This is a genomic window from Staphylococcus ratti (genome assembly GCF_020883535.1).
GTDB lineage: Bacteria > Bacillota > Bacilli > Staphylococcales > Staphylococcaceae > Staphylococcus > Staphylococcus ratti.
The window spans coordinates 1,440,164-1,454,887 of sequence record NZ_CP086654.1 but is presented as its reverse complement, the minus strand read 5'-3'; the positions used below and the strand labels follow the sequence as shown (position 1 = coordinate 1,454,887).

Annotated in this window: 11 protein-coding genes; all 11 read left to right on the top strand. The window is 37.0% G+C overall.

Annotated features, from left to right (window positions below):
- The first annotated feature begins 13 nt into the window (after positions 1 to 13).
- On the top strand, positions 14 to 787 hold the full coding sequence (gene codY, locus LN051_RS06990; RefSeq protein WP_229291830.1) for a GTP-sensing pleiotropic transcriptional regulator CodY: 774 nt from the start codon (positions 14 to 16) through the stop codon (positions 785 to 787).
- A gap of 161 nt (positions 788 to 948) precedes the next feature.
- A complete protein-coding gene (gene rpsB, locus LN051_RS06985) occupies positions 949 to 1,725 on the top strand; it encodes a 30S ribosomal protein S2 (RefSeq protein WP_229291829.1) in 777 nt (258 codons plus the stop codon).
- Between the two features lie 276 nt (positions 1,726 to 2,001).
- Positions 2,002 to 2,883 carry a translation elongation factor Ts gene (gene tsf, locus LN051_RS06980; protein ID WP_229291828.1) on the top strand — a complete coding sequence of 294 codons (882 nt, stop codon included), beginning with the start codon at positions 2,002 to 2,004 and terminating at the stop codon, positions 2,881 to 2,883.
- Between the two features lie 153 nt (positions 2,884 to 3,036).
- Entirely contained in the window at positions 3,037 to 3,759 is a 723-nt protein-coding gene (gene pyrH, locus LN051_RS06975; RefSeq protein WP_229291827.1) for a UMP kinase, read from the top strand.
- An 18-nt stretch (positions 3,760 to 3,777) separates the two neighbouring features.
- Positions 3,778 to 4,332, top strand: a complete 555-nt coding sequence (gene frr, locus LN051_RS06970) for a ribosome recycling factor (protein ID WP_229291826.1) — start codon at positions 3,778 to 3,780, stop codon at positions 4,330 to 4,332.
- Positions 4,333 to 4,481: 149 nt separating this feature from the next.
- Positions 4,482 to 5,243 (top strand): undecaprenyl pyrophosphate synthase, encoded by a 762-nt coding sequence (locus LN051_RS06965; protein ID WP_229291825.1) that lies wholly within the window; start codon positions 4,482 to 4,484, stop codon positions 5,241 to 5,243.
- 13 nt (positions 5,244 to 5,256) lie between these two features.
- On the top strand, positions 5,257 to 6,036 hold the full coding sequence (locus LN051_RS06960) for a phosphatidate cytidylyltransferase (RefSeq protein WP_229291824.1): 780 nt from the start codon (positions 5,257 to 5,259) through the stop codon (positions 6,034 to 6,036).
- Between the two features lie 15 nt (positions 6,037 to 6,051).
- Positions 6,052 to 7,182, top strand: a complete 1,131-nt coding sequence (locus tag LN051_RS06955; RefSeq protein ID WP_229291823.1) for a 1-deoxy-D-xylulose-5-phosphate reductoisomerase — start codon at positions 6,052 to 6,054, stop codon at positions 7,180 to 7,182.
- 6 nt (positions 7,183 to 7,188) lie between these two features.
- On the top strand, positions 7,189 to 8,469 hold the full coding sequence (rseP, locus tag LN051_RS06950; protein ID WP_229291822.1) for an RIP metalloprotease RseP: 1,281 nt from the start codon (positions 7,189 to 7,191) through the stop codon (positions 8,467 to 8,469).
- A gap of 28 nt (positions 8,470 to 8,497) precedes the next feature.
- The gene (locus LN051_RS06945) at positions 8,498 to 10,204 is read left to right on the top strand and encodes a proline--tRNA ligase (RefSeq protein WP_229291821.1); all 1,707 of its coding nucleotides are present in this window, start codon (positions 8,498 to 8,500) and stop codon (positions 10,202 to 10,204) included.
- 197 nt (positions 10,205 to 10,401) lie between these two features.
- Entirely contained in the window at positions 10,402 to 14,712 is a 4,311-nt protein-coding gene (locus LN051_RS06940; protein ID WP_229291820.1) for a PolC-type DNA polymerase III, read from the top strand.
- Positions 14,713 to 14,724: the final 12 nt, after the last annotated feature.

Genomic DNA, 14,724 nt, shown 5'->3' with positions numbered 1-14,724 from the left:
AAGGAGAAGTGACATGGGTTTATTATCTAAAACAAGAGAATTAAGTAGTTTATTACAAAAACATAAAGGAATTTCGGTTGATTTTAAAGATGTTGCACGAACGATTAGTAAAGTGACTGTAACGAACGTATTCATCGTATCGAGACGTGGTAAGATTTTAGGTTCTAACTTGAATGAGTTACTTAAAAATGAACGCATTATAAAAATGTTAGAAGAACGTCACGTGCCTGAAGCGTATACGAGTAAATTGATGAATGTACATGAAACATCATCTAATATTCGAATTGATAATGAACTTTCTGTATTCCCACCAGAAAATGAAGACTTATTTAAAGATTCTCGAACGACAATTTTCCCAATTATTGGAGGCGGCGAACGCTTAGGTACATTAGTACTTGGACGTGTATCTGATGACTTTGGCGAAAACGATCTTGTACTTGGCGAATATGCGGCTACAGTTATCGGAATGGAAATCTTACGTGAAAAACATAATGAAATTGAAACAGAAGCGCGTGACAAAGCGGCAATTTCAATGGCGATTAATTCATTATCTTATTCAGAAAAAGAAGCGATCGACCACATTTTTGAAGAGTTAGGTGGAAAAGAAGGCTTATTAATTGCTTCTAAAGTGGCTGATCGTGTAGGTATTACACGCTCAGTAATTGTAAATGCATTGCGTAAACTCGAAAGCGCTGGCGTTATCGAGTCACGTTCATTAGGTATGAAAGGAACATTTATTAAAGTTAAGAAAGAAACTTTTTTAGATGAGCTGAAGCGTTCAGAATAATAAATACTAGTTGCATGTGTATGGACTTTATGATATATTTATATGCGGCTATGAGAAAGTCAAAACACACACATGAGGCCAAAACGCAAAAGGGTGCGGCGTATTGCCGTTTTTGTGTTAGCACATGTGGAGGATATTAACCAATAGGAGGAATTTTAATCATGGCAGTAATTTCAATGAAACAATTACTTGAAGCTGGTGTTCACTTCGGTCATCAAACACGCCGTTGGAACCCAAAAATGAAAAAGTACATCTTTACTGAAAGAAATGGTATTTATATCATCGACTTACAAAAAACAGTAAAGAAAGTAGAAGAAGCTTACAACTTTATTAAGCAAGTATCTGAAGAAGGCGGTAAAGTCTTATTCGTAGGTACAAAAAAACAAGCACAAGAATCAGTTAAATCTGAAGCAGAACGTGCTGGACACTACTACGTTAACCAAAGATGGTTAGGTGGTATTTTAACAAACTACAAAACAATCTCTAAACGTGTAAAACGTATTTCTGAAATTGAAAAAATGGAAGAAGACGGTACTTTTGACGTACTTCCTAAAAAAGAAGTTGTAGAACTTAAAAAAGAATACGACCGTTTAATCAAATTCTTAGGCGGTATTCGTGATATGAAATCAATGCCTCAAGCATTATTCGTAGTTGACCCACGTAAAGAGCGCAATGCGATTGCTGAAGCACGTAAATTAAACATCCCGATCGTAGGTATCGTTGATACAAACTGTGATCCTGATGAAATCGACTACGTTATTCCAGCGAACGACGATGCGATTCGTGCGGTTAAATTGTTAACTGGTAAAATGGCAGACGCTATTTTAGAAGGTCAACAAGGTGTATCTAACGACGAAGTTGCTGCAGAGCAAAACATCGACTTAAACGAAGATGAAACATCAACTGAAGAGACAGAAGAAACAGTTGAATCTAAATAAATAGCATCTTAAAATGGGGAGCAAGAGGAAATGGTTTAAAGTGATTTCGTCTTCTTGCCCAGTGCAGTGTCGCGGATAGTATGAAACTGAAATATTACGCAAGCGTGCTTTGAGAAGCCCGCTCAAGGCAATGTGAAGCCGAAGTTTGTTTTAGTTTCATCTGCGCTACACACTAAGATAATTTTAAGTATAAAAGCATTTTAAGGGACTAGGACAACAATATTATGTCCCAGCCCCTTTTTTTAAAATAACTAATGAAATGATATTGGAGGAATAGTGATGGCAATTTCAGCTAAACTTGTTAAAGAATTACGTGAAAAAACTGGCGCTGGTATGATGGATTGTAAAAAAGCGCTTCAAGAAACAGATGGTAACATCGATAAGGCAATTGATTATTTACGTGAAAAAGGTATTGCTAAAGCTGCTAAAAAAGCAGACCGTATCGCAGCAGAAGGTATCACACATGTTGAAGTAAAAGGTAACGATGCAGTTATTGTTGAAATCAACTCTGAAACAGACTTCGTTGCACGTAATGAAGGTTTCCAACAACTTGTTAAAGAAATTGCTAACCAAATTCTTGAAACGAAAGCTGAATCTGTTGAAGCATTAAATGAAACTACACTTCCAAACGGTAAAAAAGTTTCTGAACATATGACTGAAGCAATTTCTACAATTGGTGAAAAATTAAGCTTACGTCGTTTTGAAATTCGTACAAAAACAGATAACGATGCATTCGGTGCATACTTACACATGGGTGGACGTATTGGTGTACTTTCAGTTATTGAAGGTTCAACTGATGAAGAAGCTGCAAAAGATGTTGCAATGCACATCGCTGCAATTAACCCTAAATACGTTTCATCTGATCAAGTAAGCGAAGAAGAAATCAACCACGAAAGAGAAGTATTAAAGCAACAAGCATTAAACGAAGGCAAACCTGAAAACATCGTTGAAAAAATGGTTGAAGGCCGTTTACGCAAATATTTACAAGAAATTTGTGCGGTTAACCAAGATTTCGTTAAAGACCCAGATCAAACTGTTGAACAATTCCTTAAAACAAAAGGTGGTCAATTAGTAGACTTCGTACGTTACGAAGTAGGTGAAGGTTTAGAAAAACGTGAAGAAAACTTTGCTGATGAAGTTAAAGGGCAAATGAAATAATAGACACGGTTTAGTATGAGAAAGAAGACACCTTTTGTGTCATCCTTTACATGACTTCAATTTAGAAATATTGAAGCTGTGTGTAAGGAAGATACCACGTGTGTCTTCTTTACTTGTATTGTTTTACATAAAACGAATAGAGAGGTTATTATAATGGCTGAAACTTCAAAATATAAGCGAGTAGTTTTGAAACTAAGTGGTGAAGCATTGGCAGGGGACAAAGGATTTGGAATTAATCCAATAATTATTAAAAGTATCGCGCAACAAGTAGCCGAAGTGGCTAAAATGGATACAGAAGTTGCCGTAATTGTAGGTGGCGGTAACATTTGGCGTGGTAAAACGGGAAGCGATTTAGGAATGGATCGTGGAACTGCTGACTATATGGGGATGCTTGCAACTGTCATGAACGCATTAGCATTACAAGACAGTTTAGAGCAACTCGACTGCGATACACGCGTATTGACTTCAATTGAGATGAAACAGGTTGCAGAACCTTATATTCGTCGACGTGCCATCAGACATTTAGAGAAAAAACGTGTAGTTATTTTTGCAGCAGGTATCGGTAATCCATATTTCTCAACAGATACAACTGCAGCATTGAGAGCAGCTGAAGTAGAAGCAGATGTCATTTTAATGGGCAAAAATAATGTAGATGGCGTATATTCTGCAGATCCTAAAGTAGACCCTAACGCACAGAAATATGACCGTTTAACTTATTTACAGTTATTACAAGAAGGCCTACAAGTCATGGACTCTACAGCCTCTTCATTCTGTATGGATAACAATATCCCGCTAAACGTTTTCTCAATTATGGAGGAAGGCAACATTAAACGTGCCGTTTTAGGAGAAGAAATTGGAACAATTATTACAAAATAATCTAGGGGTGACTTTCTTATGAGTGGAATTATTCAAGACACGAAATCACGAATGAAAAAATCAATCGAAAATTTATCAAGAGAACTTGCGCAAATCAATGCAGGTCGCGCAAATTCAAATTTATTGGCTGGCGTTAATGTGGATTACTACGGAGCACCAACACCAGTACAACAATTAGCAAGCATTAGCGTACCAGAAGCACGTTTACTTGTTATCTCTCCATATGATAAATCTGCATTAGCTGACATTGAAAAAGCCATTTATGCAGCTAATTTAGGTGTAACACCAACGAGCGATGGTGAAGTGATTCGCATCACTGTTCCAGCATTGACTGAAGAGCGTCGTAAAGAAATTGTAAAAGACGTTAAAAAGACAGGTGAAAATGCGAAAGTTTCTGTACGTAATATCCGTCGTGATGCAAACGATACATTGAAAAAACAAGAAAAAGATGGCGAAATCACTGAAGATGAGTTGCGTTCAGGTTCAGATGATGTTCAAAAAGTAACGGACGAATCTATTAAACAAATTGATCAATTAGTTACGGATAAAGAAAAGGATATCATGTCTGTGTAATTCATTTGCAAAACTGTACCGAATCAGACTTTGGTACAGTTTTTTTCTTTGTAATTCAATGAGTGATTTGAGTGTGATAAAATGGTAGATAATTGTACTTTTTAAAGATTATAATAATATGAGACGTAATTAGGCTCGGAGGAACATGCATGTTTAAGAAATTTAAAAACAATGAAGATAAATCATCTCAGGTCGATACTTTAGATTTACATAATATACCAAAACACATAGCAATCATCATGGATGGTAATGGCCGTTGGGCAAAACAAAGAAGAATGCCAAGAATTAAAGGTCATTATCAAGGCATGCAAACGATTAAAACGATTACGCGTGCGGCAAATGATTTGAATGTTAAATACTTAACGCTTTATGCTTTTTCGACTGAGAACTGGTCACGTCCAGAAGAAGAAGTGAACTATATTATGGGACTCCCTGTAAACTTTTTAAATACATTTTTACCTGAACTAATTGAAAAAAATGTAAAAGTTGAAACAATAGGCTTTACAGAGCAACTCCCAGAAAAAACGATTTGCGCAATTGAGGAAGCCAAACGTAAAACTGCGCATAATACCGGACTTACACTTATATTTGCGATAAATTACGGTGGACGTGCTGAAATCATTTCAGGGATGAAAGCATTAATCCATGATTTGAAGTCATCGGATGAGATGGATATTGATTCTTTAGACGAAGCGACGTTTCAAAAGTATTTAATGACAGCCAATTATCCTGATCCTGAATTGTTAATCCGTACTTCTGGAGAACAACGCATTAGTAATTTCTTAATTTGGCAATTATCGTATAGTGAATTTATTTTCAATCCAAAAATGTGGCCTGATTTTGATAAAAACGAATTAGTGGCATGTATAAAAATATATCAATCTCGTCAAAGACGTTTCGGGGGATTGTAGATAGGAGAAGATTATGAAGGTAAGAACGATTACAACAATTGTTGCGTTAATCGTATTTCTGCCAATTTTATTAATTGGTGGTACGACATGGATGTGCTTTACATTTATTCTTGCTTTGATTGCACTCAAAGAGTTGTTAAATATGAACCGTATACAATTGCTTTCTGTACCAGGACTCATTAGCGCGATAGGGATGATTATGATTCTATTGCCGCAAGACTATTCTTGGGTCCCAACCCTTCAACAGAAGTCATTGATTGCATTAAGTTTTATATTACTCAGTTATACAGTAATGTCCAAAAATAGATTTAGTTTTATGGACGCTGCATTTTGCCTTATGTCTGTTGCTTACGTTGGTATTGGTTTTATGTACTTTTATGAAACACGTGAAGCAGGCTTACATTACATTTTATTCGGTTTACTTATCGTTTGGTTAACAGATACAGGGGCATATATTTTCGGGCGTTCATTTGGTAAACATAAATTATGGCCTGTCATTAGTCCGAACAAAACAATAGAAGGCTTCATAGGCGGCTTATTATGCAGTTTACTCGTGCCGCTTGTCTTTATGTTTTTTGTCCAGTTCGATTACAGTATACTTTGGGTTTTAATAGTGACAATCGTATTGAGTGCATTTGGTCAATTAGGTGACCTCGTGGAATCAGGATTTAAACGTCACTTTGGTGTTAAAGATTCTGGCAGATTGTTACCTGGTCATGGCGGGATTTTAGACCGTTTTGACAGTTTTATGTTTGTATTACCTTTAATGTATATTTTCTTAATTCAAATGTAAGGTGAAGTGAAAATAATGAAAAATATCGCAATTTTAGGGGCTTCTGGTTCAATAGGAACACAAGCCATTGATGTCATTGAACGTCATCCTAATGATTTTAATCTTATTGCGTTTACAGTTGGGAAAAACATTGAATTTGCTCAAAAAGTAGTGGAAAAACATCAGCCAGAGATTATATCGGTTCAAAATCCTCAAGATGTAGCCGTATTTTCCAATTACGATGTCAAAGTGGTGTCTGGAGATGAAGGTCTTATTGCTGTAGCGACATATGAGAAGAATGATTTAGTGCTTAACGCGTTACTTGGAAGCGTTGGGTTAGCACCGACGATGCGTGCGATTGAAAATGGCAAAGATATCGCATTAGCAAACAAAGAAACGCTTGTCGTTGCTGGTGAATTAGTAATGGCACATGCACGAAAATACAATGTGAATATCTTGCCGGTCGATTCAGAACACGCGGCCATTTTCCAATGTTTGAACGGAGAAGATGACAAGCAAATTAAGAAAGTGACCATTACTGCAAGTGGCGGCTCATTTCGACATTTGACACGTGATGCTTTAGAAAATGTCACGGTGGAAGACGCGTTGAATCATCCTAACTGGTCGATGGGACATAAAATTACGATTGATTCTGCGACGATGATGAATAAAGGTTTTGAAGTGATTGAAGCAAAATGGTTATTTGACTTAGATATTGCTCAAATTGAAACGATTTTGCATAAAGAAAGTATTATTCATTCTATGGTGGAATTTGTAGATACGAGTGTGATGGCACAACTTGGTACACCAGATATGCGCATGCCGATTCAATACGCATTTACATATCCCAATCGAATCGAACATAAAGCAACCGCTTTAAATTTAGCTGAAGTCGCTCAATTGAACTTTAAAGCAATGGACTTTGAACGCTATCGTTGTCTTCAATATGCTTACGAAGCGATTAAAATTGGTGGGACGATGCCAGTTGTTTTAAATGCAGTGAATGAAGTTGCAGTTGCTAAATTTTTAAATAAGGAAATTGGCTTTTTAGATATAGAACGTATGATAAAGAAAGAAATGGATGAACATGAAGTCATTATGGCGCCAACGCTCGAACAAATTTTAGCGTTAGATGCGCACTATAAAAATAAGGAATATGAGGTGTAGTAGTCTGTGTTGATAACCATCATTGCATTTATCTTTGTTTTCGGATTGCTAGTATCTGTGCACGAATATGGCCATATGCTTTTTGCGAAGCGTGCAGGCATTATGTGTCCAGAATTTGCAATTGGTATGGGACCGAAAATTTTAAGTTTTCGTAAAAACGAAACGTTATACACGATTCGTTTATTACCTGTTGGAGGGTATGTTCGAATGGCCGGAGACGGCATGGAGGAAGCACCTGTTGAACCGGGTATGCATATTAAGATCAAACTTAATGAGCAAGATGAAGTTACTCATATTATTCTAGATGATCAACATAAGTTCCAACATATGGAAGCAATGGAAGTTAAAAAGGTCGATTTTAATGAAGCACTATTTATTGAAGGCATTATGGCTTATGATCAAGAAAGACATCATTATCCTATTGCTAAAAAAGCATTCTTTGTTCAAAATGGTAGCTTAATTCAAATTGCACCGAGAGAGCGCCAATTTGCCCATAAAAAACCATATCAAAAGTTTTTAACGCTATTTGCGGGACCATTGTTCAACTTTATTTTAGCTGCTGTGTTATTTATTGGCTTAGCTTATGCACAAGGCGCTCCTACAAATAAAGTGAAAGAAGTTGCGCCGGATACACCGGCAGCGCACATTGGCCTGAAAAAAGATGACGTTATTACGGAAATCAATGGTCGCACTACAGAGCACCTTCGTGACATTAAGAAAGAAATGAAAGCGACGAATGGTGAAAAAACAACGATTAAGTTTGAGCGCGATGGTAAAACCTATAGTAAAACGTTTTCGCCTAAAAAATATACACAAAATATAACGAAAACGAAAAAAGTGACAGATTATCAACTTGGATTTATTCCTACAAGAGAAATAACGCCAGTTGAACCACTCGTTTACGGACTAACGCAAACGGTTGAGTACAGTAAATTGATATTTACAGCAGTCGCGGGCATGATTGGTAGTATTTTTACAGGTGATTTTAGTTTTGATATGTTAAATGGCCCAGTAGGGATTTATAAAAATGTAGATACAGTTGTAAAAACAGGATTAATTACTTTAATTAACTTTACAGCGATATTGAGTGTAAACTTAGGAATTATGAATCTCTTACCTATTCCAGCACTTGATGGTGGACGTATTTTATTTGTATTATACGAAGCTATTTTTAGAAAACCTGCGAATAAAAAAGCAGAAACTGTAATTATTGCGGCAGGTGCGATATTTGTAGTCATTATTATGATTCTCGTAACGTGGAATGATATTCAACGTTACTTCTTATAATAATGTATTAAAGGAGGAACAATAAAGGATGAAGCAATCAAAAGTTTTTATACCAACCCTAAGAGAAGTTCCAGCTGAAGCTGAAGCCATGAGTCATCAACTACTATTAAAAGCAGGGCTTATCAAGCAAAACGCGGCTGGTATATACAGTTATTTACCGTTAGCTACACGTGTGCTTCAAAATATCTCTGAAATCATTAGAGAAGAAATGGAACGTGTCGATGCGGTTGAAGTTGTCATGCCTGTATTACAACAATCAGAATTATGGAAAGAGTCAGGTCGTTGGGAAGCTTATGGTCCTGAATTAATGCGTTTACGTGATCGTAATGAACGTGAATTTGCTTTAGGACCTACACACGAAGAAGTGATTACGTCATTAGTAAGAGACGAGTTGCGTTCTTATAAACAATTACCTTTAACATTGTTCCAAATCCAAACTAAATTCCGTGATGAAAAACGCCCGCGCTTCGGTCTTTTACGAGGACGTGAATTTATTATGAAAGATGCTTATTCATTCCATACAGATGAAGCGTCGCTTATGAAGACGTATCAAGACATGTATGATGCTTATAGTCGCATTTTTAAACGTGTCGGTTTAAATGTACGCCCAGTTGTTGCTGATTCTGGCGCAATTGGAGGCAACCATACACATGAATTCCATGCTTTAAGCGCAATCGGAGAAGACACTATCGTTTATAGTGAGCAAAGCGATTATGCAGCGAATATCGAAAAAGCTGAAGTCCCTTATATCTCTTCTGAGGAAGCTAAAGCGCCTGCACAACCACTAGAAAAAATCGAGACGCCAAACGTTAAAACAGCAAAAGCATTGGCTGAATTTTTAGAGCGTCCACTAGATCAAATTACAAAGTCTATGGTTTTTAAAGTTGACGGTGAATTTGTATTAGTGCTTGTTCGTGGACATCATGAAATCAATGATATTAAGCTCAAAGACTTTTTCAAAACAGATCAAGTAGAATTGGCAACAGATGATGAGATCATTAACTTATTAGGCGCAGCCCCAGGTTCTTTAGGTCCTATTACTGATAAAGCAATTAAAGTTTATGCGGACAATTACGTTCAAGACTTATCCAATATTGTGGTGGGTGCAAATGAAGATGGTTACCATTATATTAATGCAAACGTGGGACGCGACTTCGAAGTAGAAGCTTACGGTGATTTCAGGTTTATTTTAGAAGGAGAACCTTTAAGTGATGGTTCAGGTGTTGCGAAGTTTGCAGAAGGTATTGAAGTAGGACAAGTGTTTGTGCTTGGTTCTAAATATTCTGAAGCGATGAATGCGACAGTTTTAAATAATCAAGGACGTGAACAAACGTTAACAATGGGTTGTTATGGCATAGGTGTATCTCGAACATTAAGTGCAATTATTGAGCAACATCATGACGATAATGGCATCATTTGGCCAAAATCTGTTACACCATATGATGTTCATGTCATTTCTGTAAACCCTAAAAAAGAAGATCAAAAAGCACTTGCAGATCAACTTTATGATCAATTTAATAAAGACTACAACGTGTTATATGATGATCGCCAAGAGCGCGCAGGCGTGAAGTTTAACGATGCAGATTTAATTGGCTTACCAATTCGAATTGTAGTAGGTAAAAATGCCAGTGAAGGTATTGTTGAAGTAAAACGACGCGATAATGGTGAAAAAGAAGATGTACATGTTGATCATTTAGCATCACATATCGCTCAATTATATGAACAAATTCAATAACAGATTAACTTAAAATTTGATATAATAGTCATGGATAACTTCAAATAAAGGCGTGGCACTTTATTTGAATGGACGTTGTAAATAGCAAGGTGAGACGATGAAATCAAGAGGAATGATTGGTTTTTCGTCTCACTTTCTTTATTCCAAAAGATTAAAAACGTACATGGATTGATAGTACATAAGGTGGTTTAAATATCGTGGCATTACAGAATCATGAAAAATTTAAAATTCTCCTTCAACAACTCAATATCAAAGCACATTTGGATCAAACTATTGTCGAAGAAGGTGAATTGACACGTGTAGATGTTTCAGAGAAAAAACGTACTTGGACTTTTCATATTGTCTTACCTTATTTTTTAAAACATGAAGATTATTTGGTTTTCATGCATGCCATGACGGAAGCATTTAAAGATATTGCGACAGTGGATGCGCATTTTCAAATCAAAGACACTGCTGGGCAAGATGAACATCTTCTAAAATATTTTTCAGGTTGTATCGATAAAACGAAACTGTCACCAAAAGTTAAAGGACAACTGAAACAAAAGAAAATGATAATGTCTGGCTCTGTTGTGAAAGTGCTTGTTCAAAATGATGTTGAGCGCAATCACTTTGATAAAGCATGTAATGGAAACTTATTGTCTGCATTAAAGCAATGTGGATTTAATGTGAGTAAAGTAGTATTTGAGACAGACGAACATGGGCATGACGATGATTTGGCATCGCTTGAAGCACATATCCAACAAGAGGATGAACAAAGTGCGCGTGAAGCTACAACAAAAATCGAAAAGATGAAAGAAGCACGTGCCAAACAAGAAGAATCTGGTGTAACAGTAGATAAATGTAAGATTGGTAAACCAATACAAGTCGAAAATGTACGGCCTATTGAGACGATTATTGAAGAAGAGTTTAAAGTTGCTGTTGAAGGCGTCATTTTTGATATGAATATTAAAGAACTAAAAAGTGGTCGACACATTGTTGAATTAAAAGTAACAGATTATACTGATTCACTCGTATTAAAAATGTTTACACGCAAAAATAAAGATGATTTAGAGCATTTTAAAGCATTATCAGAAGGTAAATGGATTCGTGCCCAAGGCCGTATTGAAGAGGATATGTTTATACGAGACCTTGTAATGATGATGTCTGATATTGAAGAAATTAAACGTTCACCAAAACAAGACAAAGCTGAAGAAAAGCGTGTAGAGTTCCACTTACATACGTCAATGAGTCAAATGGACGGTGTATCCCATATCGGAGCGTACGTCGCTCAAGCTGCGAAATGGGGTCATGAAGCGATTGCAGTGACAGATCATAATGTTGTACAGGCTTTTCCAGATGCACATAGTGCGGCAGAAAAACACGGTATAAAAATGATATACGGTATGGAGGGCATGCTCGTTGATGACGGTGTTCCCATCGCTTATAAACCGACAGATATCGTCTTAAAAGATGCAACATATGTCGTATTTGACGTTGAAACTACAGGTCTTTCAAATCAGTATGATAAAATCATTGAGTTAGCGGCAGTGAAAGTCAAAAATGGTGAAATCATCGATAAATTTGAACGGTTTAGTAATCCACACGAAAAATTAACAGAAACAATTAAAAATTTAACGCATATTACGGACGACATGTTAAAAGATGCGCCGGAAATTGAGCAAGTGTTAACAGAGTTCAAAGAATGGGTAGGAGATGCGATTTTTGTAGCACATAATGCCTCATTTGATATGGGCTTTATCGACACAGGCTATGAGCGTCTTGGATTTGGTCCTTCTACGAATGGTGTAATTGATACACTAGAACTTTCAAGAACGATCAATACAAGCTACGGAAAGCATAGCTTAAACTTTCTTGCAAAAAAATACGGCGTCGAGCTGACGCAACACCATAGAGCGATTTATGATACGGAAGCGACAGCCTATATTTTCATTAAAATGCTAGCGCAATTAAAAGAAAAAGATGTGCACAATCATAAAGATATCAATACGTGTTTGTCTAATGAAGATGCTTACAAGCGTGCGCGACCGCAACATATCACTCTGATCGTACAAAACCAAACAGGACTTAAAAATTTATTTAAAATTGTTAGTGCCTCATTGGTGACTTATTATTACCGCACACCGCGAATACCGCGCTCTCTATTAGATGAGCACCGTGAAGGCTTACTTGTAGGGACAGCGTGTGACGAAGGAGAAGTATTTACTGCAGTAATGCAACGTGATCAATCTGAAGTGGAACGGATCGCAAAATATTATGACTATATCGAAATTCAACCACCAGCGCTATACCAAGACTTACTTGACCGAGAGTTGATTCGTGATCATGAAACATTAGAAGAAATCTATGAGCGGATTTTAAAAGTAGGTGAAACGAATCAAATTCCAGTTATCGCAACAGGAAATGTCCATTATCTTCATGAACATGATGGCATCGCACGCCAAATTTTAATTGCATCTCAGCCCGGTAATCCTTTAAATCGTTCTACGTTACCAAAAGCGCATTTTAGAACGACAGATGAAATGTTAGAAGATTTTCATTTCCTTGGAGAAGCGCGTGCGAAAGAAATTGTTGTTGATAATACCCGTGCATTGGCTGAACGCATCGAAAAAGTAGTGCCAATTAAAGATAAACTTTTTACTCCGAACATGGATGGTGCTAACGAAGAAATTCGTGAATTGAGTTATAACAACGCCAAAGCATTATATGGTGAAGATTTACCTCAGATTGTGATTGATCGTCTTGAAAAAGAATTAGAAAGTATTATTGGCAATGGTTTTGCCGTTATTTATTTAATTTCGCAGCGGCTAGTGAAAAAATCATTAGACGACGGTTATCTTGTAGGGTCTCGTGGTTCGGTAGGCTCAAGCTTTGTAGCTACTATGACTGAAATTACAGAGGTAAATCCTTTACCACCGCATTATATTTGTCCGAAATGTAAAAAAAGCGAATTCTTCAATGACGGTTCGGTAGGCTCTGGATTCGATTTGCCAGATAAAACATGTGAATGTGGAACTGAATTGATTAAAGAGGGCCAAGATATTCCGTTTGAAACATTCCTTGGCTTTAAAGGGGACAAAGTACCTGATATCGACTTAAACTTTAGTGGTGAATACCAACCTCACGCACATAACTACACAAAAGTACTTTTTGGAGAAGATAAGGTATTTCGTGCGGGAACGATTGGTACGGTAGCTGAAAAAACAGCCTTTGGTTTTGTTAAAGGTTACTTGAATGATCAAGGTATTCATAAAAGAGGCGCAGAAGTAGATCGTCTCGTTAAAGGATGTACAGGTGTAAAACGAACAACAGGTCAGCACCCAGGGGGTATTATTGTTGTACCGGATTATATGGATATTTATGATTTTACACCGATACAGTATCCAGCAGACGACCAAAGCGCATCGTGGATGACGACACATTTCGACTTCCATTCCATTCACGATAACGTTTTAAAGTTAGATATATTAGGACACGATGATCCGACGATGATTCGTATGCTACAAGATCTTTCTGGCATAGATCCTAAAACGATACCTGTAGATGATAAAGAGACGATGGGGATTTTTAGTTCACCTGAAACTTTAGGTGTAACAGAAGAAGAAATTTTAGCGAAAACAGGGACTTACGGTGTGCCAGAATTTGGTACGGGCTTCGTTCGACAAATGTTAGAAGATACGAAACCAACGACTTTTTCTGAACTCGTACAAATTTCTGGTCTTTCACACGGTACAGACGTATGGCTTGGCAATGCACAAGAACTTGTAAGAAGTGGCACGTGTACCCTTTCAAGTTGTATCGGTTGTCGTGACGATATTATGGTATATCTCATGTATGCAGGATTGGAACCTTCTCTTGCGTTTAAAATTATGGAAGCGGTGCGTAAAGGGAAAGGTTTAACAGAAGAATGGGAACAAGCGATGACAGATAATGGTGTCCCAGAATGGTACTTAGATTCATGTAAAAAAATCAAATACATGTTCCCTAAAGCCCATGCAGCAGCTTACGTATTAATGGCTGTACGTATTGCATACTTTAAAGTACATTACCCGCTATACTATTACGCAAGTTATTTTACTGTTCGTGCTTCTGACTTTGATTTATTGACGATGGTTAAAGATAAAGACAGTATTCGCGCTACTGTAAAAGAGATGTATGCTAAATATATGGACTTAGGTAAAAAAGAAAAAGATGTACTTACGGTGCTAGAAATCGCAAATGAAATGGCACATCGTGGTTATCGTATGCAGCCGGTACATCTTGAAAAGAGTAAGGCGTATGAATTTATCATCGAAGGAGATACGCTTATTCCGCCATTCGTAGCAGTACCTGGCTTAGGCGACAACGTAGCTAAACGTATTGTTGAAGCGCGAGAAGAAGGCCCATTTTTATCTAAAGAAGATTTAAATAAAAAAGCAGGCGTGTCTCAAAAAGTCATCGAATATTTAGATGAGTTAGGTTCCTTACCTAACATGCCTGACAAAGCGCAATTGTCTATTTTTGATATGTAACATAAGACATTT